The 23,013-nt window shown below is 43.4% G+C and carries 22 protein-coding genes; 9 read left to right on the plus strand and 13 right to left on the minus strand.

Going from position 1 to position 23,013, the window contains the following annotated elements:
• Nucleotides 1–28: 28 nt before the first annotated feature.
• From J7I42_RS05220 to J7I42_RS05230, 3 genes are all read left to right on the plus strand, one after another.
• Nucleotides 29–412 carry a c-type cytochrome gene (locus J7I42_RS05220; RefSeq protein WP_209137713.1) on the plus strand — a complete coding sequence of 128 codons (384 nt, stop codon included), beginning with the start codon at nt 29–31 and terminating at the stop codon, nt 410–412.
• A 94-nt stretch (nt 413–506) separates the two neighbouring features.
• Nucleotides 507–1,235 (plus strand): 3-keto-disaccharide hydrolase, encoded by a 729-nt coding sequence (locus J7I42_RS05225; protein ID WP_209137714.1) that lies wholly within the window; start codon nt 507–509, stop codon nt 1,233–1,235.
• A gap of 28 nt (nt 1,236–1,263) precedes the next feature.
• Nucleotides 1,264–2,061, plus strand: coding sequence for a 3-keto-disaccharide hydrolase (locus tag J7I42_RS05230; protein WP_209137715.1), 798 nt, complete (start codon nt 1,264–1,266; stop codon nt 2,059–2,061).
• Between the two features lie 210 nt (nt 2,062–2,271).
• On the opposite strand, the gene J7I42_RS05235 is transcribed toward J7I42_RS05230, so the two are convergent.
• From J7I42_RS05235 to J7I42_RS05255, 5 genes are all read right to left on the minus strand, one after another.
• Complete coding sequence (locus J7I42_RS05235) at nt 2,272–3,603, minus strand: Gfo/Idh/MocA family protein (RefSeq protein ID WP_209137716.1); 1,332 nt, start codon at nt 3,601–3,603, stop codon at nt 2,272–2,274.
• A 41-nt stretch (nt 3,604–3,644) separates the two neighbouring features.
• A complete protein-coding gene (locus tag J7I42_RS05240; protein WP_209137717.1) occupies nt 3,645–4,514 on the minus strand; it encodes a sugar phosphate isomerase/epimerase family protein in 870 nt (289 codons plus the stop codon).
• 257 nt (nt 4,515–4,771) lie between these two features.
• The gene (locus J7I42_RS05245) at nt 4,772–5,701 is read right to left on the minus strand and encodes a TPM domain-containing protein (protein WP_209137718.1); all 930 of its coding nucleotides are present in this window, start codon (nt 5,699–5,701) and stop codon (nt 4,772–4,774) included.
• Nucleotides 5,702–5,752: 51 nt separating this feature from the next.
• Entirely contained in the window at nt 5,753–6,424 is a 672-nt protein-coding gene (locus tag J7I42_RS05250) for a hypothetical protein (protein WP_209137719.1), read from the minus strand.
• Entirely contained in the window at nt 6,411–6,926 is a 516-nt protein-coding gene (locus J7I42_RS05255; RefSeq protein ID WP_209137720.1) for an RNA polymerase sigma factor, read from the minus strand. Before J7I42_RS05255 ends, J7I42_RS05250 begins: the two co-directional genes overlap by 14 nt.
• Nucleotides 6,927–7,076: 150 nt before the next feature.
• On the opposite strand from J7I42_RS05255, the gene J7I42_RS05260 reads away from it, so the two are divergent.
• Nucleotides 7,077–7,430 carry an arsenate reductase family protein gene (locus tag J7I42_RS05260; RefSeq protein ID WP_209137721.1) on the plus strand — a complete coding sequence of 118 codons (354 nt, stop codon included), beginning with the start codon at nt 7,077–7,079 and terminating at the stop codon, nt 7,428–7,430.
• Here the strand turns inward: J7I42_RS05260 and J7I42_RS05265 are convergent.
• Both J7I42_RS05265 and J7I42_RS05270 read right to left on the minus strand, forming a co-directional pair.
• Complete coding sequence (locus J7I42_RS05265) at nt 7,422–8,024, minus strand: transposase (RefSeq protein ID WP_209137722.1); 603 nt, start codon at nt 8,022–8,024, stop codon at nt 7,422–7,424. The two genes, J7I42_RS05260 and J7I42_RS05265, sit on opposite strands and share 9 nt — an antisense overlap.
• A 359-nt stretch (nt 8,025–8,383) precedes the next feature.
• Nucleotides 8,384–8,911, minus strand: coding sequence for a hypothetical protein (locus J7I42_RS05270; RefSeq protein ID WP_209137723.1), 528 nt, complete (start codon nt 8,909–8,911; stop codon nt 8,384–8,386).
• Between the two features lie 355 nt (nt 8,912–9,266).
• Between J7I42_RS05270 and J7I42_RS05275 the strand changes: the two genes are divergently transcribed.
• The 3 genes from J7I42_RS05275 (at nt 9,267) to J7I42_RS05285 (ending at nt 11,743) form a co-directional block, all read left to right on the plus strand.
• Complete coding sequence (locus J7I42_RS05275; RefSeq protein WP_209137724.1) at nt 9,267–9,611, plus strand: hypothetical protein; 345 nt, start codon at nt 9,267–9,269, stop codon at nt 9,609–9,611.
• A 241-nt stretch (nt 9,612–9,852) separates the two neighbouring features.
• On the plus strand, nt 9,853–11,019 hold the full coding sequence (locus tag J7I42_RS05280) for a sensor histidine kinase (RefSeq protein WP_209137725.1): 1,167 nt from the start codon (nt 9,853–9,855) through the stop codon (nt 11,017–11,019).
• Nucleotides 11,012–11,743, plus strand: coding sequence for a LytR/AlgR family response regulator transcription factor (locus J7I42_RS05285; RefSeq protein ID WP_209137726.1), 732 nt, complete (start codon nt 11,012–11,014; stop codon nt 11,741–11,743). The genes J7I42_RS05280 and J7I42_RS05285 overlap by 8 nt, the downstream gene beginning before the upstream one ends.
• A gap of 46 nt (nt 11,744–11,789) precedes the next feature.
• On the opposite strand, the gene J7I42_RS05290 is transcribed toward J7I42_RS05285, so the two are convergent.
• The 5 genes from J7I42_RS05290 to J7I42_RS05310 all read right to left on the minus strand — a co-directional run bounded on the left by J7I42_RS05290 (nt 11,790) and on the right by J7I42_RS05310 (nt 19,365).
• Nucleotides 11,790–14,141: an ATP-dependent helicase gene (locus J7I42_RS05290; RefSeq protein WP_209137727.1), complete on the minus strand. Its 2,352-nt coding sequence runs from the start codon at nt 14,139–14,141 to the stop codon at nt 11,790–11,792.
• Between the two features lie 140 nt (nt 14,142–14,281).
• Nucleotides 14,282–14,635, minus strand: coding sequence for a hypothetical protein (locus J7I42_RS05295; protein ID WP_014222410.1), 354 nt, complete (start codon nt 14,633–14,635; stop codon nt 14,282–14,284).
• Between the two features lie 172 nt (nt 14,636–14,807).
• Nucleotides 14,808–16,667: a M1 family metallopeptidase gene (locus J7I42_RS05300; RefSeq protein ID WP_209137728.1), complete on the minus strand. Its 1,860-nt coding sequence runs from the start codon at nt 16,665–16,667 to the stop codon at nt 14,808–14,810.
• Between the two features lie 120 nt (nt 16,668–16,787).
• A complete protein-coding gene (locus tag J7I42_RS05305) occupies nt 16,788–18,338 on the minus strand; it encodes a hypothetical protein (protein WP_209137729.1) in 1,551 nt (516 codons plus the stop codon).
• A gap of 682 nt (nt 18,339–19,020) precedes the next feature.
• Nucleotides 19,021–19,365: an ORF6N domain-containing protein gene (locus J7I42_RS05310; protein WP_209137730.1), complete on the minus strand. Its 345-nt coding sequence runs from the start codon at nt 19,363–19,365 to the stop codon at nt 19,021–19,023.
• Nucleotides 19,366–19,540: 175 nt separating this feature from the next.
• On the opposite strand from J7I42_RS05310, the gene J7I42_RS35515 reads away from it, so the two are divergent.
• Both J7I42_RS35515 and J7I42_RS05320 read left to right on the plus strand, forming a co-directional pair.
• Nucleotides 19,541–21,787 (plus strand): helix-turn-helix domain-containing protein, encoded by a 2,247-nt coding sequence (locus tag J7I42_RS35515; RefSeq protein ID WP_209137731.1) that lies wholly within the window; start codon nt 19,541–19,543, stop codon nt 21,785–21,787.
• A gap of 21 nt (nt 21,788–21,808) precedes the next feature.
• Nucleotides 21,809–22,516 carry a phosphatase PAP2 family protein gene (locus J7I42_RS05320; protein WP_209137732.1) on the plus strand — a complete coding sequence of 236 codons (708 nt, stop codon included), beginning with the start codon at nt 21,809–21,811 and terminating at the stop codon, nt 22,514–22,516.
• On the opposite strand, the gene J7I42_RS05325 is transcribed toward J7I42_RS05320, so the two are convergent.
• Complete coding sequence (locus tag J7I42_RS05325) at nt 22,513–23,010, minus strand: META domain-containing protein (RefSeq protein WP_209137733.1); 498 nt, start codon at nt 23,008–23,010, stop codon at nt 22,513–22,515. The genes J7I42_RS05320 and J7I42_RS05325 overlap by 4 nt on opposite strands.
• Between the last annotated feature and the right edge of the window lie 3 nt (nt 23,011–23,013).

Here is a 23,013-nt window from a genome sequence, read left to right on the forward strand (position 1 = left end):
CACAATTCAGAACTTAAATTTTGTTTCGATGAAGAAATTAGTTGTTTTTGCTGCTTTATGTACTGCAATGGTAGCCTGCGGTTCTAATGACACCAACAAAGGCACAGAAGAAAAACCAGCTGAAAGCGCCAGCACTTCTGCACCCGCCGATGACAAAGGTCTTGACATGATCGCTTCACTGGATTGCACGACCTGTCACAAGATCTCTGAAAAAAATATCGGCCCTGCTTATACAGACGTAGCAAAAAAATATGAGACCACCGATGCCAATATTGAAACGCTGGCCCAAAAGGTGATCAAAGGCGGCTCTGGTAACTGGGGCTCTGTACCAATGACACCGCACCCTACATTAAGTGTAGACAGTGCCAAGGAAATGGTTCGCTACATCCTCAACTTAAAGAACGCGAAATAAATAAATCTTAATAGCCCCTGCTTCCCGGAAGCGGGGGTCTCTTTTTAATGTATCGCTTACCTGTTTACGTGTACCATTTATTCTGATATAATTCATGAAGAAGTTTATTATCGCCTTATTCCCTGTTGCGTTGCTGGCCTGCCATACCGCAAATAAGGCCACCAATGAAAGCAAAACATCCAATACCTCAAAACAAAAGGATGGCTGGCAGTCGCTCTTTAATGGCACCTCAAAAGAAAGCTGGCACATTTATAATAGTAAATCAGATGGCGCAGCCTGGAAAGTGTTGAACGATGGCGTTTTGTACCTGGACCCTGAAGCCAGGAAAAACGGCGCCGGTGGTGGCGACCTGGTCACCAATGAGGAATTTGAAAACTTTGATCTGAAGCTGGAATGGAAAATTGACTCAGCTGGCAACAGTGGGATCATTTTTCTTACACAGGAAGATCCCAAATATGCCCAATCTTATTTAACCGGCCCGGAAATGCAGATCATTGACAACAACGGCCACCGCGATGCAAAGATCAATAAACACCGCGCTGGCGACCTGTACGATCTCATTGCCAGTGCTCCTGAAAATGTACATCCGCTGGGTCAATGGAACCAGATCGAGATCATTATTAATAAAGGTCAACTCGATCTGTTTCAAAACGGTGCCAAAGTGGTTTCTACTACTATGTGGAACGACAACTGGAAACAATTGATCGCTAACAGCAAGTTTAAATCCTGGGTTGGTTTTGGGATGTTCCAGAAAGGCCGTATCGCTTTACAGGACCATGGTAATGGCGTAGCATTTAGAAATATTCAGATCAAACGGTTATAATTCGTCTTTTCACTAAAATCACTATCATATGCGCACAACTTTTGCTTGTCTGATCCTTGCCGGCGCTATTGCCGGTTGCCAGGGCGGAAATTCCGGCTCTCAACAATCGGAAACCGACACTACTAAAACAACAGATACCATGTCCAATTCAACCCCTGTTGAAATAATGGATAATGCTCTTACAGCTGATGAAAAAAATGCCGGCTGGCAATTATTATTCGACGGCAATTCGAAAAGTAATTTCCATGTCTTTAATAAGAAATCAGACGGGACAGCCTGGCAGGTTGCTGATGGCGCTATACACCTGGACACCACCAACAAAAAAGATGGTAAGATAACGGGGGGCGGCGACCTGGTTACCAATGACGAATACGACAATTTCGATTTGAAGCTGGACTGGAAGATCGCCCCGGGTGGCAACAGCGGTATCCTTTTCTATGTACAGGAAGGACCTAAATTCGGCGAAACCTATCATACCGGTCCTGAAATGCAGGTATTGGATAATGCAGCGCATCCTGATGCCAAGATCATCAAGCACCGTGCCGGTGACCTGTACGATCTCATCACCAGTTCGCCCGAAACAGTTAAGCCTGCCGGCGAATGGAACCATGCTGAGATCATTAGCAACAAAGGCGCACTGGAATTTCATCTGAATGGAACTAAAGTTCTCACCACCACGTTGTGGGATGACGCCTGGACAAAGATGCTCGCCGCCAGCAAATTCAAACAATGGCCTGGCTTTGGGACCTTCAAAAACGGCCACATTGCCCTTCAGGATCATGGCAACTCTGTATGGTACCGGAATATCAAGATCAAAAAATTATAACGTCTTATAATTTAAAATAAAAGACCTGTAAGATCCGCCTCATTAGCTCGCCGGGCTAAGATGTGAAGCGGTCCTTACAGGTCTTGTTCTTTTAAATGAGCTTTCCCTTTAATGGCGCCCCGCCTACACTGGGTGCCGGTAGGGACCTGCATTTCTCTGATAATTCAAGATCAAATGGCGAACCTTACAGATCATTTTACTTTCAATTTCTTATACTTTAGGCAGCTTGTAACCATTGTTATATTCCTTCATCAGGTACTGGCTGTTGATCTTATCGTCTGTAAATTTTTCTTTGTCTTTATCCCACATCAGCTTTAATCCACTTCTAAAAGCAATATTCCCCATTTGTGCAACGGTGGCTACATGCGCTCCATCTTCGATGGAACAATGCAGGTCTCCCGTTTTTCTCGATTTCACGGCATCGATGAAATTCACCCAATGCAGGTCAAGCCCACTATCCATACTCTTGGCAAACGCCTTCGTGGCTTTTTGGGTAGCCTTTGGCTCTTCTATCACTTCCCAGCCGCCGCGGGAAAGAACAAGGGTCCCATTATTCCCAATGAAAGCTATGCCATGGTTCATGCCATACGAACCGTTGTCTATTCCCATGGCCGAATCCCATACCAGGTTGAAGGTATCAAATTCATATAAAGTGGTCAATGTATCGGGTGTTTCTTCGCTCAGATCGGGATAGGCAAATTTGCCCCCCAATGCAGAAATTGATCTCGGTACATCTGCTTTCATTCCCAACAGGGCATAATCAAGCAAATGCACACCCCAATCGGTCATTAAGCCCCCGGCGTAATCCCAAAACCACCTGAAATTAAAATGGAACCGGCTCGCATTAAATGATCGCTTGGGTGCGGGCCCCAGCCAGGAGGCAAAATCAACACCTGCCGGTGGATTACTATCAGGTACTATCGGCGCCGGACGCATCCAGCCCTGGTAACACCAAACCTTTACGGTGCGTATCATTCCCAGTTTACCGCTTTGTACATAATCTACGGCATCTTTAAAATGCTGCTGGCTGCGTTGCCACTGGCCGGCCTGCACAATCTTGTTGTACCGTTTAGCGGCAGCCGCCATGGTCCGGCATTCTATTATGGAATTGCCCACAGGTTTTTCTACATATACATCCTTACCCGCTTCGCAGGCATGTATCATTTGTAAGGCATGCCAGTGATCGGGCGTACCTACAATGACAATGTCAATATCTTTTTGCTCGAGCATGCTACGGTAATCACTATAGACCTTCACTTTTGAGGTGTCGATATTCGCTTTCGCCAGTTCGGCCATTCTTTTTTCCAGTACATTTTTATCAACATCGCATAAAGCAGCCAGGCTAACCCCTGGTACCTTCAGGGCAGACACTACATTGGCCCAACCCATGCCGTTGATGCCAATGCCGCCTATCCGCAGTTGATCGCTGGGCGCTATCTTGTTCTTAAATATGGCAAATGCGTTATTATCAAATGCCGATAATACGGTTCCGCCGGCGAGTAATGTGCCTGCCTGTTGCAGGAACCTCCTACGTTGTATCATATGAAAATGGTATAAAATGGTATTATAATAGGATAACAAGTTTATTTTACAATGTTCTTTTTAAGATACGCTATGCTTTTGGCGGTACTGTCCAATGGCGCACCGGGACATTGGTCCTGCTCAACAAAGAAGTATTTCAGCCCGCTTTGCTTCGCATAGGTAAATATCTTTTTATAGTTGATAACGCCGCTGCCTACTTCGGTGAAATTCTTTTGAGGGGTATTGTCCATATCCTTTACATGCCACATGGCAAAGCGGCCCGGGTGTTTGGAGAAAAATGCCAATGGATCTTTGCCAGCTTTGGAAACCCAATATATATCCATTTCAAAAAACACCAATTTCGGATCGGTCTCTTTCAATAGTACGTCGTACCCATTGGTACCGGCGAGAGGAGCAAATTCAAAATCATGGTTGTGATAGGCAAGCTTGATCCCAGTTTGTTTACAAATTTCTGCAGCCTTGTTAAGGGTGGCAGCCAGTTTTTTAAAGTTGTTGATGTCGGTGCGGTATTGTTCTTCCATCCAGGGAATAACAATAAAGTCCTGGCCAACGGCTTTTGCATCTGCTACAGCAGGTTTCCATTTTTCCTCCCACCCGCTTTGCAGGAATACACTGGCGGGAAAGGTGTGTCCACTGGGAGTCGTTAATCCGTGTGACTTTAATTCCGCACGCAGTTCGGCAGCATTCATCCCAAACCATTTTCCATTGCCATAACCAAACGTTTCAACAGTTTTATAGCCCTGGGCGGCCACTTTGGCCAAAGTACCTTTAGCATCTTTGCCCATTTCATTGCGGAGAGTGTATAACTGCAGCCCTATTTTCTGAGACTCAAAAAACCATTCATTTTTGCTGACAAATAAACTGGCAGTAAGCAGTGATGACTGCCTGAGGAAATCCCGACGGGTTGGCATAACAAATCGTTTTAGGTTCTTGAAATTACTTAAAAATCAGACACCCCCAATCGGCCTCCAGGCAGAATAACAGGAAGATGCCAGCTAAAAGATGCCAGCCCCTGGCTGGGGGTTGCATAGCTTGTTCAGGCCCTGCCGGCGACACATAAAAAAAACCGGTTACTGGTTACCGAAACCAGCTACCGGTTATAGAAGTTATTATGATAATTAAATATTTCTAACCAGCTGCCATTAGCGCCATACCGGGATAAACATGGCTACCAGCTGCCACTGGCGCCGCCGCCCGAAGTGCGTCCGCCTCTAAAGCTTCTACCTCCGGAACTGCCACGAAACAACTTGAAAATAAAACCAAAAATAACAACAGGCAACAACAGGGTATATTTTATCACCCAAAAAAGCACCATGCCTATAGCAACAAGGTATCCCAGGAAGGTTTTTTTAGTGTCATCTGTTTCAGCACCAAAACCCTCCGCGTTAAAGGTTTTTGCATCCACTCTCCTTCTAAGATATCTGATCCGTAACCAAATTATCAGGACAAACAAAAGTATACCCCTGAAAAACCAGGGCCCTGCTTCTGATATTAAGCTCTTGCTATCATCGGGTCCATCATAAGCGATCTGTTCCGGTTGCGGTGGGGGTGTTTGGGCTTGGGGCGCTGCAACTACAGGGGCCGGGCGCTCCACTGCATACGGGCGCCTATCGCCAAGAACAGCTTCGATATCGTTCACGCCACCCATCAGCCCCCCAAAGAAGTTATAGGATTGAAAGTAAGGAACTATTGTTTCGTCAACGATGCGTTGACAATCGTAGTCTGTTAAGATATGATCTATTCCGCTACCGGTTGTTATTCTAACCCGGCGGGGGTACCGGCTAACCAATATCAATACGCCATTGTTCCTGAGCCAGCTGCCTATGCCCCATTTATTAAAATACTGTATAGAGGTTTCCTTTATGGAATATGGTAATGAAGACAGGGTGATGATCACAATCGCTTTCCCCGTTCTTTTGCGATAAGAATTTACTTCACTTTCCAGTTTGTTTATTTGTCCCCAGGAAAGTAAATTACCGTAGTCGTTGACTGGCCGGGCCCATCTTGGCCTGTCTTTTATGGCTGAACGGTAGCGTTGCGCCAGCAATACATGGCTGGCCAAAAAAAGAGAAATGAGCAAAAGGATACGGATACGCATAGGACTAATAGGATTGGGGCTAAATGTTACCTGGCAAACTGTATCGCAATGCTAGCCTTCTTCTTCCATTTGGTACAGCAGTTCTTTCAATTTAGTAATATGCTGTCCATACATTTTATTGATAAGCCAGCGATTAATAAAGTAACTGCTAACGGTAAGAATGGCCCCTATTGAAACAAATAATACAAAAAAGCGATGATTGCTGATGTGTGTAACAATAGGCATTTGCGAAACAGATGTTTGGGCTTCAACCGGCACATTCTCGAGTGAGCCGTTAAAATCATGTGCGTTGAATAAGATAATAACACCAGCGGCAAAATAAGCAAGAGGAGTAAGTATGGTACCCGCTACAAAATAAAAGCGCACGTATTTCTCCAGGGTAAACAACTGTTGTTTCAGGTTGGAACGAACTTCACAGGCCACACACTGCATTTGTTTCAGCAGCTTGTTCTTGCGATAATAATAAAAGAGGAATGCGCCGCCCACCAATGCCAGCAACACAGCCAGTTCGCTGTACAACTGCTGGTAGGTAACAATATACCAAATGGTTAGTGAGTATATAACCACTACCGCAATGAGTTCGCGGTTAAGATTGCGTTTTAGGCGGGCAATAGTGCTTTGCGACCGCTTTTGTAACATGGACAAAATAGGCACTTCCCTTGCCGGTTGAAGATCTTCTTCATCCAGGTTTTTCCAAATATCTTTCAGGCTATCTAACTCCATGTTCTACTGATTTTGTGAGTTTACGTAATTTTTCTTTGATCCGGTTCATTTTCACGCGTAGGTTATTCTGATTGATACCCAAAATATCTTCCATTTCTTCGTAACTCTTGTCTTCGAGGTACAGCATTACAATAGCCCGTTCTATTTCGGTTAGATGGTTAATTGCCTTATAAAGTTGCTGCAACCGCTCTTCCTTTTCGTTACTGTATTGGATGTCCTGTATCTCAGTTGGTAATAAATCGGGTTCTACGCTCTTGATATACTTCTTTTGTTTGCGCAGGTCTGAAATAGCCGTGTTCAATGCAATACGGTACAGCCAGGTGCTGAATTTGGAATCACCCCTGAACCGTGGATAAGCACCCCATAACTGTATTACGATCTCCTGGAATAGGTCCTGTTTATCGTATTCAGTTGTACAATACAAATTGCACACCTTATACAACATAGCGCGGTGTTCATGCACCAATGCCACAAACTCATTCTGGTCAAGTTTTGCCTGCAACTGGGTTGGTTTTAGCGAAAAGATACCAAATTGGTCGGCGAAATACCTAAAAAATTACAGTTATAACAGCATATTTCTGCAAATAAAATGTGAAAGGCGGTGCCATCAACATCCTATCTTCGCATCCTTATCAATTGATTATAAGCATTTATGAAGAAAATTTACCACCTGGGCACCTGTACCACCTGTCAGGCTATCATTAAAGAGACCGGCATTGATAAAAAAGGCTTCGAGATGCAGGACATTAAAACTGATAAAATTACTGCTGCCCAGCTCGATGAAATGAAAAGCAGGACCGGCAGCTATGAATCACTGTTCAGCCGCCGTGCAATGAAATACAAAGAAATGGGCCTGAAAGATAAAGCCCTTACAGAAAACGATTATCGTCAGTTAATTCTAGAGGAATACACCTTCCTTAAAAGACCGGTAGTTTTTGTGAACGACCAGACCTTTGTAGGCAGTGAGAAGAAAAACATCGAAGCGCTCAAGAAAGCATTAGGCTGAACCGTTCTTCAATAACGACATCCGCAGGGACTCAAAGTTTATTACATGCACTTTAACCAAGCCCGGTTTGCCGGTATAATCAATAGCCGAACTATAAGTATAATGTTCAGGGCTATCCACTATTCCATCTCGGATGGGGTTTTCGTGAATGTATAATACCCGTTCCTGCAGTTTATATACCTGCTTGAAATCAATGTAGGATGGATTGGTGCAGGTTTGCCACAACTGGAACTTTTCAATTTTTTTAAGCGTGAGGCTGCTGTTCTCAAATCGTTGCAACATCCATGACCGACGCAGGTCGGGCTCAATATCTATAGCTTCCAGTATTTTGGTAGTAGTATATCTCTTAAATTCCTTTTCTATCATCGCCAGGCCCGAACCATCCTGGGCCCTTGCCAGTAGATGCATGTGATTGGTCATTAAAACCCAGGCATATATCGTAAACTTCTTTGTTTCAACACAAAAGTTTAAAGCATCAACAATGATCTGCTTATAAGTAGGTCTTATAAACACATCTATCCAATCTACTACATTAAAGGTCAGGTAGGAACAATCCTGCTCATTCAGACCCTGGTTTTTGTTTTTATTGATCATAGGCGCATTGATTTATCAATGTTCATTAATAAATACGTTAGTGGATAATCAAAACCATGCTGTTGAATTGGTTCCGGGCGCGGAAAGCTAACAATCAGACCGAAATGTATTGTAGAGACAAGGAAATGTAATATACAAAATGTTGCGTATAAAACCGCCCAATGTTAATGGGGGTTGAGCAATAATAATAGTTTATTAATGATTTTGATTTATTAACAAACGCTTTAACGATATCGCGTGAACATAATGGCATTTACTTTATGAAAAGCATAAAAGAAGCATACTCCGCCAATTTATATCAATTAAATTGGCCGGTGTCCTTTGCAGGCAATCGGGTGAACGGAGTTCTTACGGAATTGCTATTGCCAGGGTGCCAGCTTTACCCGTTGCTGGGGATGTGCACTACTGTAAAAGTAGTGTTGCGGATCATCTACCAACCTGGTGGTAACTGGTAAGTTCACCACCGTTGAAACATGGTGTGTGAACAACTCGTTGCTGTCCAAAACAACGGGGTGGTTACCAAATTGCCAGAAGTGATGTTCCGCATCCTGCTGATACCTGTTACTGTAATAATGAAACAATCGCATCATCCATTCTTTGCGTCTTTCATCTGGATTTTCTGCAATTGATTTCAACACCTGTTTAGCAGTGCCGTTTTTGAACTCCCTTAAAATAGTGGAGATGTGCTTTTTCTTGGAAGAGGCAATCAGCGTTATGTAGCTGGGCATTAACACGTATTCATATACATGCAGGTTTTTATTGTCAATACAATGGTTTAGGTTGTCAATTAAAATTTCACAATAAGCGTGGCAGGTGAAAACGTCTATCCAGCCAGACACACTTAAGGTTACATAATAAGAGCCGAAGGGTGGGGGTTTTTCGTACATTCATATAAGGTAGTAAAGTTTTTGCATTTATTCACTCAAGTGTAAGCTCTTTGTAAGAAATTAATTTTATTTTGATACGGATCAACTATTATCTATTCCAATTCAATGACTTATCCCCCATAAAAATCGGTTTTTCACCCTGCCGCCGCGTGTTAGCGTTACATCTCGTACTTGTCGAGCCCGTACGTACTTCGTCGACCAAACCCTCTAATCCCTTTTTAATCTTTTTGTCTACGGTTATCAGCATTCCAGCATAGCCCACCATCATATCAGCCACTTTACAATTTGCCTGGTCTAAAGGCGCTATAGATTTACAGGGTTCAGTAAAAAATAAAATATTGTAAAGCACTTAGTCATGAAAAAACAACTAATGGTAACACTGTTGGCCGGTTTGCTAATTCAGGCCAGCATATTTGCTCAAAACAAGTCGAAGGGTTCGCCCGAAGGCGTCTCGGAAAAAGGATGGTGGGTGATCGAAAGCAATATTCACACACCTAAAAAGAACATCGTTTACTTTTATAACAATGATGGGGTAATGGTTTATAAAGAAAAGATCGATGGCATTCGCATCAACCCTTCGCGTAAAACTACTCGTATACAATTACAACAGGTACTGGAATCGGCCGTGGTTACCTGGGAGCAACAACATAAGCTTCTGGAAGATCAGGAACTGGTGGCTAATCAATTGAAGAAAAGATAAACAGGCTGGTTTTTGAAATACTGAAGTAGGAAGTAAGGAAATTCAGCTTTTTGGGGTTTCCTCCTACTTCTTACATCTTACCTCGGACCCTTAATTATAACAAAGGTTCAATTTTATCCAGGAGCTTCTAATATCCCCCGTTCATCACTCCCCAGTCACTTTTGTCGACGAAAAAAAGCAGTACAGCGATATTAACACCCTTTGGCCCCTAACTAAGCCCAACGAAATGTAATTTTAGGATATGCAACCCACGGAAAAATATCCCTTTATTTTTTCTGATGAACGCAAATACCGCATTAGGCGTCATTTGGCGTTTTGGACGTTTTGGTGGATAACGCAGGGAGTGCTGTATTCGGTAATTGGCTATTCGGGCGAACCGGGCTATCCTGTGCGCCTGGCGAATTCCATCACAGAATCACTTTTTTACATGGTGGCCCATATTGGCCTGGCATATGCCCTCATGTATTTTGTGATCCCGCGCTACCTGCTTAAACAGAAATACTGGCTCACGGCCATATGGGTACTGATCTGCTTCCTTGGCGCTGCTGTAATATCAACCATCTTATCGGCCACTATTATTCCAGAAATAGAGGAATATTTCCTCCATAATCCTGCCAGTCAGAACTCTTTGCGATTGCGGGCAACAGCCCGGATACACCTGTCATTAATGGCCGGTTTACGCGGTGGTATTACCATTGGGGGCATTGCCGCTTCCATTAAATTGATGAAACACTGGTATGTGAAAGAACAACGCAATCTGCAATTACAAAAAGAAAATGTGGAAGCGCAACTGCAGCTGTTGAAAGCCCAGGTACATCCGCACTTCCTATTCAATACGCTTAATAACATTTACTCTCATACGCAAAATACAGCGCCGGTGGCCTCGCAACTGGTGATGGGTTTGTCAGACATGTTGCGGTTTATGTTGTATGAGTGTAACCAGCCACAGGTGCCTCTATCAAAAGAATTAAAAATGATCCAGGATTATATTTCCCTGGAACAAATACGTTACGACGATCAACTGGATGTACATGTGGACCTGCCAGCCAGTACCGATAACCTGTCTATTGCGCCCTTGCTGCTTTTGCCACTGGTAGAAAATTGTTTTAAACACGGCACCAGCCATATGATCGAGCAACCCTGGTTAAACATGCAGGTGACCCTGGAAAACAACAACATGTATGTAAAGCTGATGAATGGCAAGGTCAATGAGGTGGCTAAAAGCAGTCATACAGGCATCGGTATTTTGAACGTGCGTAAACGCCTGAGTTTTTTATACCCTGGCAAACATGAACTCCTGATCACCGACGAAGAGGAAGTGTTTGTAGTGAACCTTAGGATACAATTGGAGAAAATGCCGCTGACCAAAAAAGAAAGCGGCGCATTCAAACTTACCTATCATGAATGAAACCCAAACCATACGATGCCTGATCGTGGATGATGAGCCGCCCGCACGTGAGATCATTCGCCGGTATGTTCAGGAAATACCTACACTGCAACTGATGGGCGAGTGCGCCAACGCTATTCAGGTGCTCACCATTTTACAGCAGCAACCCATTGATCTCCTGTTCCTCGATATTCGCATGCCGCAACTAAACGGTACCGATTTTATAAAAACATTGCAGCATCCGCCCAAGGTTATTTTTACTACTGCGTTTTCTGAATATGCATTGGAAGGCTATGAGCTGGATGTGGTGGACTACCTTATGAAACCCATTCGCTTCGATCGCTTTTTGAAGGCCGTTAATAAAGCATTCCCACTGAATAATGCAGCGCCTGTTCTGAAAACGGTGGCGCCTCTTGTACCGGAGGAAAAGAAAAACGAGAGTTTTGTGTATTTCCGTGCCGATCGTAAAATGGTAAAGGTGATGCTGGATGATATATTCTATATCGAAAGTATGAAGGATTACATCAAAGTGCATACCGTGCAGGGTGTTATCATCACCAAACAATCGATCAGTTCGGTAGAAGCCATGCTCCCCGCAAAATTATTTGTTCGCACGCACCGGTCGTTCATCGTTTCCATCAACAAAATAAAATCGTTTACCAACGAGCTGGTGGAAATTGACAAAACCGATATCCCCATTGGTAAATTGTTCCGGAATGGCGTATTGAAAGTATTCACCCCGTAGAAATAAATAGCCCCGACGGTACCATCGGGGCTATTTATTTAGCGAGTTATAATATTCTTAATCGTGCATAGTTAAGCATGATCTTTTTCTCTCCATTCGTATCAAACTTCACCGTAGCAATGGGGTTGTGTGCGCTTCCTTCCATTTTTATTACTTCACCAAAACCAAACTTCTGGTGTTCAACCCGCTGGCCTACCTGTAAGTTAGAAATATCACTGGCCACAAAATCGGGTGAAGGCACGTGCTCTACCGTTTTGGGTTGTTGTTTGGGCGCTATATAGGAAGGCGTACTTGGCGTGGACGATGGCTTTTTTGAAGGCGGTGCGCCATAACGCTTTTCCGCTTCTTTTGCCGAATTACCACCACCCCAGCCACCGCCGTTCATTCTGTCATAAGCGCTGCGGTTGTTTATCTGGTTGCGTATACCGCCACCGGCAAAACTTCTGTCAACATATTGCTCAGGCAGTTCATCAAGGAAACGGCTGGGTTCATTTTGAACCAGGTTACCAAAGCGGTACCGTGTATTGGCGTAAGAGATCCAAAGTCTTTCTTTCGCTCTTGTAATTACCACATAAAACAGGCGGCGCTCTTCTTCCAGTTCTTCCCGGGTATTGATGGCCAGCGCATTGGGGAACAGCATTTCTTCCAAACCAGCAGCAAATACACATCCAAACTCCAAGCCTTTGGCAGCGTGGATCGACATCAGTTTTACGGTGTCGGCGTTGGGATCTTTTTCATCGGCATCTGTTAACAGGGTGATCTGTTGCAGATAAGCACCCAATCCTTTGTCAGTTACTTCTCCTTCTTCTGTATCGGGGCTTTCGGTCCATTCTTTAATACTGTTCAACAACTCCTGTACGTTCTCATAGCGTTGAACGCCTTCCGTACTTTTATCGTTGAATAACTCTTTTACAAAATTGGTTTGTTTACCCACATGTACCGCTACATCATACGCATTCTTACTTTGTAGCATGCTGGCGAAGCTTTTGATCATTACCACAAAGTTCTCGATCGCTTCCAGCGTACCTGCTTTAAAACCGGCTTGATTGGCCCGCTCCAACACTTCCCACATGGAAATATTATGTTGATTGGCCAATAAAACCGTTTTATCAATGGTGGTTTTACCAATGCCGCGTACGGGGTAATTGATAATACGTTTTAATGCCTCTTCGTCGCGGGGGTTAACAATAACGCGCAGATAGGCCACATAGTCCTTGATCTCCTTACGTGAGTAGAAGCTGAGACCACCAAACATGGTATAAGGAATAGCCATGCGGCGCAGGCTTTCTTCAAACGCCCGGCTTTGTGCATTGGTGCGGTATAAAATGGCAAAGTCGCGGTTGTTATAATGGTTGCGCAGTTTTTGCTCCTGAATGGTGTCGGCTACAAATTTACCTTCATCGTTATCAGTCATCAAACGCACCAGCTTAATTTTCTCGCCCTCACCTTTATCAGTCCAAAGGTTTTTAGGAATTTGTCCTTTGTTATTTTTGATAACCTCGTTGGCAACATCCAAAATGCTTTTGGAGCTGCGGTAGTTTTGTTCCAGTTTTACCACTTTGGCATCTTCATAATCTTTCTGGAACTGCAGGATGTTTTCAATGGTGGCGCCGCGGAAGCTATAGATACTTTGTGCATCGTCACCCACCACGCACACATTCTCATGCATGGCACCCAGCAGTTTTATTACTTCGTACTGGGCAGGGTTGGTATCCTGGTACTCATCAACCAGAATGTATTTGAACTTGCGTTGGTATTTGCTCAGTGATTCGGGTACATTTCTTAGCAGTTCGTAAAACTTCAACAACAGATCGTCAAAGTCCATAGCGCCATTTTTGAAACAACGTTTCACATACGCATCATAGATCTGTGCAATGGCCGGGCGGTTAGCACGCAGATCTTCCTGTTGAAGGGCATAGTCGTTGGCATATTCTGCCGGACCAACCAATGCGTTCTTTGCACCGGAAATGCGATTATAAACAGCCGCAGGTTTGTAATGCTTGTCATCAAGGTTCAGCTCATTCACCACTGTTTTTATAACGCTCTTTGTATCATCGGTATCGTATATGGTAAAATTGTTGGGATAACCAATATTATGAGCTTCACCGCGTAAAATGCGGGCAAACACACTGTGAAAAGTACCAATGTATAAATTCCGGGCGTCATTGTTACCGAGCACTTTTTCAATACGCTCTTTCATTTCCTTGGCCGCCTTATTGGTAAAGGTGAGTGCCAGAATGTTAAATGCATCTACACCGGTGGCCATTAAGTGTGCAATGCGGGTGGTAAGCACTTTTGTTTTACCACTACCGGCACCGGCCACAATCATTAATGGACCATCTCTATGTATAACAGCTTCGCGTTGCTGTGCGTTCAATCCCTGTAAGTAATCTTGCATTAATGCAAGTTAATGCCTCTGTCTGTTATTTGTAGCGAAAAAATAAAAGTCCTTCCCGAATAAATCGAGAAGGACTTTATAAATCATTATTCCGGTATAGGAAAATGTAAGGGTTAAAAGGTTGAACGAAAGAACTGTGCTTACGCAGTAGTTTCTTCCAGTGCCAATGCCTCAGCTTGAGGTGTTACATTTTTAATGCTCACCTGGAACTTTGTGTTCAAGCTAATAGTGTAGTTATTAGCAGCCAACAAAGTCTTCATGGTTGCATCTTCAAGCATAACAGCAGCCAGGTCAAGGGCCAACTGTGAGGTGCTGATCACATTCGCCACTTTACCATTGGTGTACTCAATGGTGAATTTGTAACCAGCCTTGCGGGCAACGCCGGCTTTTTCAAAATCTGGACGATTGAGGTTGAGCACTTGATCACCTGCAGCCGATTTCTTCATCAAAATCCTAATAATGGGCAGGTATTTCAGCCAAATGTGGGTATACATTATACTATGCGGTTTTACTATGGAAATAACTAACTAAATTGTATGGCAGCAAGCGAATGCAAAGATGTTAATTTTATTTGCAAAAACGAATGAAATTTAAAAAAAACTTAAACTGCTTTTCCACTTTAACATCCTGAAATAAGCATTAACACTGCTACATACAAAAAAACCATTACTTGTTATTCCACATATTATCCTTCCTGTTAACATCTGGAACATAAGTACTTCCAAGCAAAACAGACTTTAGCACCTTTTTCTCAGGAATTACAAATGAAATTGTATTGGCTTTTTCCCATATGCCAATAGAGCGGTGAATGGTTTCTTTTGAACCATCCCCATATGTCAGTGTGACATCCACCGGGACAGGTTTGTGACCGGTGCATTCCACTGTAATTTTATAGCCGGTCTGTTTTTTTACTTTTAATGTCAGATCAGGAACGCCACCATCGATAAACCATCTTTTCCAAAACCAGTTCAGATTTTTCCCCGAACCCGTGTTCATGCAATTGAAAAAATCAAATGGAATCGGGTGTTTTCCCTGCCATTGTTGAATATAATAATGCAAGGCTTTGGTGAACAGCGTATCACCCAGCATGTCTTTCACATATAAATAACCGAGGCCGGGTTTGGGATAGGAATTTATAAAATAGTTAGTTCCATTCATTTGGGTTGATAAAGTACTAATGGAGGCATCTGTTTCTGTACCAGCCGCTCGTTCATAGCCATGAACACCATAATCGTCCTTTAAACTGGTATCAATGATCGAAGAAATGATCCATTCCCCAATGGTAGCCCAGCCTTCATCCATCCAGGCGTATTTTGTTTCATTAATGCCCATATAAAAGGGGAACATGGTATGAAATACTTCATGGTCAACCAGCTCGATTGTTTCAGTACGGCTTTCCAGCGGATTATCGTTTACCATCATGGGGTATTCCATCTGATCGAGCCCATCGAAAATGGTCTCATGCGAATAGGGAAATGGCCAGTGTGGAAAAACATGGCTCATGGCCCACACGGTTTTTCTGTTAAAATCAACTACTTCATAATAATCCCTGTGTGCCGGATTAAACACCGCATCCACCCGTGTTCTTCTTTTTGTAGCCGCGTCCACTTCAACACTCGAAGATCTCCACAGGTAATGGTCGCTTACGGCAAAGGCAAAATCAGTAACATTATTGGCTGAGAATTTCCAGGTATTAAATGCATTTGACTTTGTAATGTTTTTTTGTTTCAGGTCGGCCGAATCAATAATGTCTACAACGCCATCCTGCTGTTCAGCGGTGCGTAATCGTTGACAGTACGTTTCGTTCAACACGTCATTGCAATTGGCCAGGTCGCCTGTTGCCCACACCACGTAATTCCCTGGTACCGTAATGGCTGCATTGAAATTGCCGAAATCATTATAGAATTCCTGGGGTCCCAAATACGGTTCCATATTCCAGCCATCGATATCGTCGTACACTGCAATGCGGGGGAAGAAATAAGCAATAAAATCAGCACCGGGTTCTATTTCGCCGGTACGGATATGAGATGTTTTATTAAGAGTATAAACATATTGAATACTAAAATGCATAGTGCCACCCGGGGCCAGCGTAGTTACCGGCACACTCATATTGGTGCCATCGATCTGTAACCGGTTACTATCGATAGTAGTATTGTTAAACTGAAACGATGAAATGTGCACGCCATTAGTAATGTCAGCCGGCTTTACCTGCATCATGCGCATGCTTCCTTTTTTGTAAATATTGGGATACAGCTTAAAAACGATCTGCTGTAAGGTATTGGGACTGTTATTAACATAATCGATGTCGACCTTGCCGGTGAGCAACCGGGTGTCGGGATTAAAGTTGATCTCGAGGTTATAGGTGGCTGTATTCTGCCAGTACTTACTGCCCGGCTCCCCGGTGGCGGTACGGGTGCCTTTTTCATAGGCTGCCGGCAAATTGCGGGGCAGGCTTAAGGTTACCTGAGCATTTGCCCCTAAGCTTCCAATCAGTGCCAGTATTACCAATGACCGTTTTATCGACATACGCATCGTTTAATTATAGATAAATATACAAACCCGGCCCGCTATTTCCCTGCCACTCATAAAAAGCAAAACCCCTGACGGTACTGACAGGGGTCTTACTTATTCTATATAAAACTATAATTAACGCCGGTGTTTACTTTGCAGGTATTTTCCATATACAACTTCCTGCATTGGTTTCTGGTATACTTTGCTTTCCGTCCAGGAAATAATGTCCAGGTAAGCAAAGGCCCGGGTTTCAAACGGGTTCTTTTCCAGGTGTTTGATCTTATTCAGGAATTTTTCCAGTTCAGGCTTTAATTCCCGCGGACTGATACCAAACGAATGGCGAAGGAACTTCAGCATTTCTTCTTCTACCACTGTTATGTTCTTCATTCGGGCCATAAACCGGAAAACCGATTTGCTAAGCGACTCCATCAACTCGTAATTCCCTAATTCATAATGGGCCAGCATGTGTAACAACCGGGAATAACATTGCAGATCAATCCGCATATCGAGCGGCCCATTGATAATGCGTTGCGTGTAATCGATCGCTTTTTCAAAATCGCCGTTCCCAAAATGCAGGGTGGCAATTTTGTAATTGAATACCAGAATGCGATGCTGATCAACAAACAGCGCATATTCTTCCAGCTTTTCCTCAATTTCAGGGACCAATGCCAGGCCTTCCTTGAAAGTGCCCTGCATCAGGTGCTGGTTGATCTTGGCGCCATTGATATAAATGAACGTATGTGTACGGAAATTGTCGTGGTGGGTAGCTATCGGAGTTTTGGAGAACTCCTCAAACTGTTTCAGCGTAATTTCAAATTGCTTGAAATTACGCAAGTCAAAATGAGCATTCAACAGATTGTGCATGCCTTTGATGTAGTGACCAGTTTCCACTTCCTTCATTTCAGGATGCTCATTGTACAGATCAATCCATTTCTGGCCATAGCGGTAATACATTAAAAAGTCCTGCTTGATAAATGCATACCAGTTATAGCTTTGGTATAGGTACAGCTTTTCATAAAAGCCATCTACTACATTTTGATCGGTAGGCAGGTATTCCTTCAGGTACTTTTTCAGGGCCTGCTCGTCCTCAGGATTGCGGGCGTGCCCGTTTAATACAAACCACCGGTACAGCAGCAGGGCCAGGTTCGATAAACGAGTTACCCGATCAATATGACCGCTGATCTCCTGGGCTTCTTCAGCCAGTACAGCTGTTTTTTCGGTAGAACTGCGGGTAATGTGGAGGGTCTCGATCTTTTTTTCGAGGGAAATTACCTGGGCCAGAAAATTGAATTTCTGGTTGGCACGTGCGATCTCCTTAGCCCTTTCAAGGATCTTAAGGCTTTGTAGTTTTAATCCCTTATTGTAAAGCACCCGCGCATGGTCAAGGTGTTCACTAAGTTGAAGATCAATGTTTTCGGTGGCTTTTAACAGCCTAAGACTGCCTAATAACTGTTTATATAAATGGGTTTTTATGTTGGCAAGCTGCGGCTTTTGAATATCTGGAAGCTTTTTAAGCAACAACTTTTCATCATACTCTGGCAATTTATCCAACGCGTCGAACAGTCGTATGATCTTCAAGTCTTCGTTAGCCGAACTCCTTTTTATATAAAGTTTAAAGTGCCTTTTTTCCGACTTCTCCAGCGAGTGAACCAATTGAAACAACGCATCTGTAAATCGGTTGGACATAATTATGAAATTTGCCTGAAACTCAATACCGGCAAGGGTTTTAGGATTTTTTTCACACTCTTGGCGTAATTAAACCGGTACTATCTTGTTTTGAAAGATACCAATTTACATCCTACTTTTGAATAAGCAAATGAGCAAAATGGTTATGGGAAGCAATCGTTAGAGTGAATTAGCAATCATTAGAGGCTCAAAAGAATACGGCAAGATAATATGCAGTATTCAAAAAGACAAATTAGATTTATCTCTTTTTTCATATGGCAAGCAATCGTTAGAGGCCAGCTGTTTCTACAGGTGGCTTTTTTCATTTAGCCAATGCTAATATACGTCCTTTCTACAATTTCCCCTGTTTTTCTTGTGCAAATCATATAAAATAAATTGATTTTTCTTCTTCCAGCGCTTCGAATATGACATTCCTCATGCCTTCTTTTAATATTTTCAACAAAATTCCCCTAGAATAACCTTTTAGCAGCCGGACATTCCTGAATATAAAAATATCTAATGCGTGAAGACTGGCTGTTTGCCAGCCGGGATGGTAGAGGAATGGTCGTTTAGTGGTAGTGGAGTTGTCTGGGAGTTGTCTAAGTATTGTCTAAGGGTTGTCTGGATATTGTCTTGCACCTACCAGGATCCCCAGTACTATTCCAGGCAATACCCAGAGCAATCCTGGGCGGGTAATATACCATTAAGCTACCATTCCCCCGCTGGTAACGCCGTGTTCAGTAAAAGCATAAGGCAAATATCTGCTACCCCCCCTTTTTGAGGTCACAAATTGTGACCTCAAACTTTTTTGATTTTCAGATGACTTACCGCCTTCTTTCTCTAAGGTCACAATTTGTGACCTTAGAGAATCCCATTGTTCTTTTGTCAGCTGAAAACAAAAATCAGGAGGAAAACGATCAAGATTACGTTTCATAGCCTGGTTCAACGCTTTGGTAGAAACGTCGTATAATTCCGCCAGGTCAAAATCAAGCATCACTTTATAACCCTCAATTTCATGAATTAACTGATGTATAGCATTTTCATCCATAAAAGCAGTTTTAAGATTTAATGGTATATATAAAACAAATGAAACCAGATCTATGTAAGGGATTTTACAACCACTAGCCGTTTTATACCGGCTAACTTTCAAAAACTTGCTTAATATCACTTTATAATTGCCCTTTCTGGGTCATTACTTATCTTGCCGCAAAGTGAGTGTGACCATGGCATTTTCTACCGATACCTCCAATCATTTGTTTCAACTGGCTGTTCGGTTTGTGAACCAAACAAACCGCCATATTTTTCTTACAGGGAAGGCAGGTACCGGTAAGACCACCTTTTTAAAATACATCCGGGAAAATACCTTCAAAAAACTGGCAATCGTGGCTCCCACCGGGGTAGCCGCCATTAATGCCGGCGGGGTCACCATGCACTCCTTTTTTCAGCTGCCCCATGGGTCATTTTTACCAGTGCAACCCAGTGGCTGGAACAGCCATAGCGCCTTCAATACCCCACATACCCTGCTAGCAGGCTTGCGTCTTACCAACGATAAAAAGGTATTACTACAGGAACTGGAATTGTTGATCATCGATGAGGTAAGTATGCTGCGCGCCGATATTCTGGATGAAATAGATTGCATCCTGCGCCATGTTAGAAGAAAGCAGTATGAGCCCTTTGGTGGGGTGCAGATGTTGTATATTGGCGATCTTTTTCAATTGCCCCCGGTAGTGAAAAATGAAGAATGGGACCAGTTGAAACATCAGTATAACAGTCCTTTCTTTTTTGATGCCCAGGCCTTGCAACAAAAACCGCCCCTGTACCTGGAACTAAAAAAGATCTACCGCCAGCACGAACAGGAGTTCATTGGGGTGCTTAATAATATTCGCAATAATAAAGTTACGGCTACCGATCTTGACCTGTTGCACCAGCATTACCTGCCGGGATATGAGAGCTCCGAGAACGAAAGCTATATTACCCTTACCACACATAATGCCAAGGCCGATACCATTAACCAAAACCAGCTTGACAAACTTTCCAACCAATTATGCGAATACAAAGCGGAGATCACCGGCGATTTTAATGAACGCGCCTATCCGGCCGATCTGGTACTTCAATTAAAAGAAGGCTCACAGATCATGTTCATCAAGAATGACAAAGGTGAATCGCGACGATTCTTTAATGGTAAGATCGCTACCATTTCCCGCATTAGTGGCGAAGAGGTGTATGTGCGCTTTGAAGGGGATGAACACGATATGCTGCTGGAAAAAGAAACCTGGCGGTCTATCCGCTACCAGTATAATAACGAAGAAGATAAGATAGAAGAGGAAGAAGTTGGTTCTTTTAAACAATACCCGGTGCGGCTGGCCTGGGCCATCACCATCCATAAAAGCCAGGGGCTTACTTTTGAAAAAGCCATCATCGATGCGGGCGCTTCCTTTGCGCCCGGACAGGTATATGTGGCCCTTAGCCGGTTAACCTCCCTGGCCGGTTTGGTGTTGTACTCCCGCATTCACCCTACCAGTATTAATACCGATACGCGGGTTATTGAATTTACCCGGCTGGAACAGGAAGAAGACCAGCTGGCACAGGAATTACAGCAGGAACAGCAGTTATTTATAACCCGCTCCCTGGTTCAAACATTCGACTGGCTTAAGCTCGCAGAAGGCATGCAAATGCATTATGATGATTATGAAAAACGCACCATACCTGATAAAAACGCCTGTATTGTTTGGGCAAAGCAGTTGTTGGAAGCTGTTTTAAAACAAACTGAAATGGCTGATAAGTTTACCCGGCAATTGGAGCAGTTATTGCCCAATGCCACGCAGGATGGCTACCAGTTCCTTCACCAGCGGGTATCGGCCGGTAGTACTTACTTTTTAAAGGCCATGGAGGAAATGGAAACTGCCGTTACCAACCATATAGCTGAAATAAAACCCAAACCCAAGGCAAAGAAGTACGTTTCAACCCTGCAACAGCTTCTTTTATTGCCACAACGGAAGAAGGAACTTTTACAACAGGCTGTTTTAATAACTGAAGGACTGGTTAAAGGCGCAAACGCTACAGACCTGTTACAATTAGTAGAAGACCAGAAAAGGGCCGACCATATAAAAACAGTTGAAGAGGTTGAGAAAAAAACCAACAAAGTACAAAAAGGTGACTCGAACCGTATTAGCCTGCAACTGTTTAAAGAGGGTAAAGACATAGCCGAAATAGCAACTATACGTGAACTGGCCCCTTCAACCATAGAAACCCACCTGGCATCATTTGTACGATCAGGTGAACTGGATATAAAGGAACTCGTTCCTGAAAATAAAATAACCGTTATTCTTCAGGCTGTGGCCGAGTTGAATTTGCAAAATGTTACTACGACGCCGATTAAAGAAAAACTGGGGGATGCCTTTTCATATAGTGAGATCAGGGCAGTTTTATACCATAGAGAGTGGTTACAGGTTAGTAAAGCTGCCAATTAACTGGCATTAACAAAATAGCATATGGCACAAATGGATCTGTCGCCCGAGAAAAAGAAAGTAGCCGATAAAGTGGTCATTCTGTCAAAAGAACTGATCATTCTCGTAATTGTATTTACGATCAGCCTTTTCAGCTTTTTATTCATTGCCTACCGCGTTTTTTACCTCGATAACACCGGTGCCGATGAAAAGGCCTTCGCCATTGCGCATTCACTGGTTAGCAGTAACACTACCAAAATAATGGAGTTCATTACATTTTTTGGCTCCCATTACTTTATGATCCCTGCCAACGTATTGTTATGTATTTATTTCCTGGTTAAAAAAAGAGGGCGTTATTCCATAAAAGTGAGCGCTATTGCGCTTAGCAGTGTGCTTATTATGTTTGGGTTGAAATTATTGTTTAACCGTCATCGCCCGCTGATCCCATTACTGGCACCCGCCAAAGGACTTAGTTTTCCCAGCGGTCATGCTTTTATGAGTGTCTGCTTTTATGGTTTGCTGATGATGATCATCTGGAAAGAAGAAAAAGCACACCCGGTATTAAAATGGACATTGCTGGTTTTAGTTATTGCGCTGTTGTTGTCTATTGGCTTTAGCCGCATTTATTTACGGGTACATTATTTTACAGATGTGCTGGCGGGTTATTGTATTGGCTCAACCTGGTTATTCCTCAGCTCCTATATAATTGATCGCATACAACCAGCAGGATTAAAGAAGATCCAGGTTTCTTAGGTCTTATTGACCACAGGTTTTGGCGCCACTTTGCGCGTCCAGCGTGATAACTCAGTTTGATCGAATAGCAGGATCAACGTGCCACTTTGCAGTTTATAAGTATTGGTGCGCAGCAGGGTTTCCAAAAATTCCTTTTCATTATAACCAACACAAGCCATTTTGGTGGTAATAATTCGCTGGTTGAACTGAAGGGTTGAATCAGTAAAGTCAAACTGCCCACTCATATTATTACAACCCGTATTGCCCGTAAATTTTTTGGCATTTATATCAAGCACCAACCGGGGAATTTTCCCCGCAGCAGTATCTGAAACCAGCACTGGTTGTAAAAACCATTGTCCGCCCAGTTGAGTGGTATCTTTTTCAGGCGCAGGAGCCTGCGCCATAGGTGTATCTTTCCCGGCAGATTGGGAACTGTCTTGCTTGGGTAAATTATTGCCAGGGGAACCATTACAAGACAGCACCCAAATGCTTATAAAAAAGGTAAACGGTCTCATCCC

The organism is Niastella soli (genome assembly GCF_017742245.1).
In the GTDB taxonomy this organism is placed as follows: Bacteria; Bacteroidota; Bacteroidia; order Chitinophagales; family Chitinophagaceae; genus Niastella; species Niastella soli.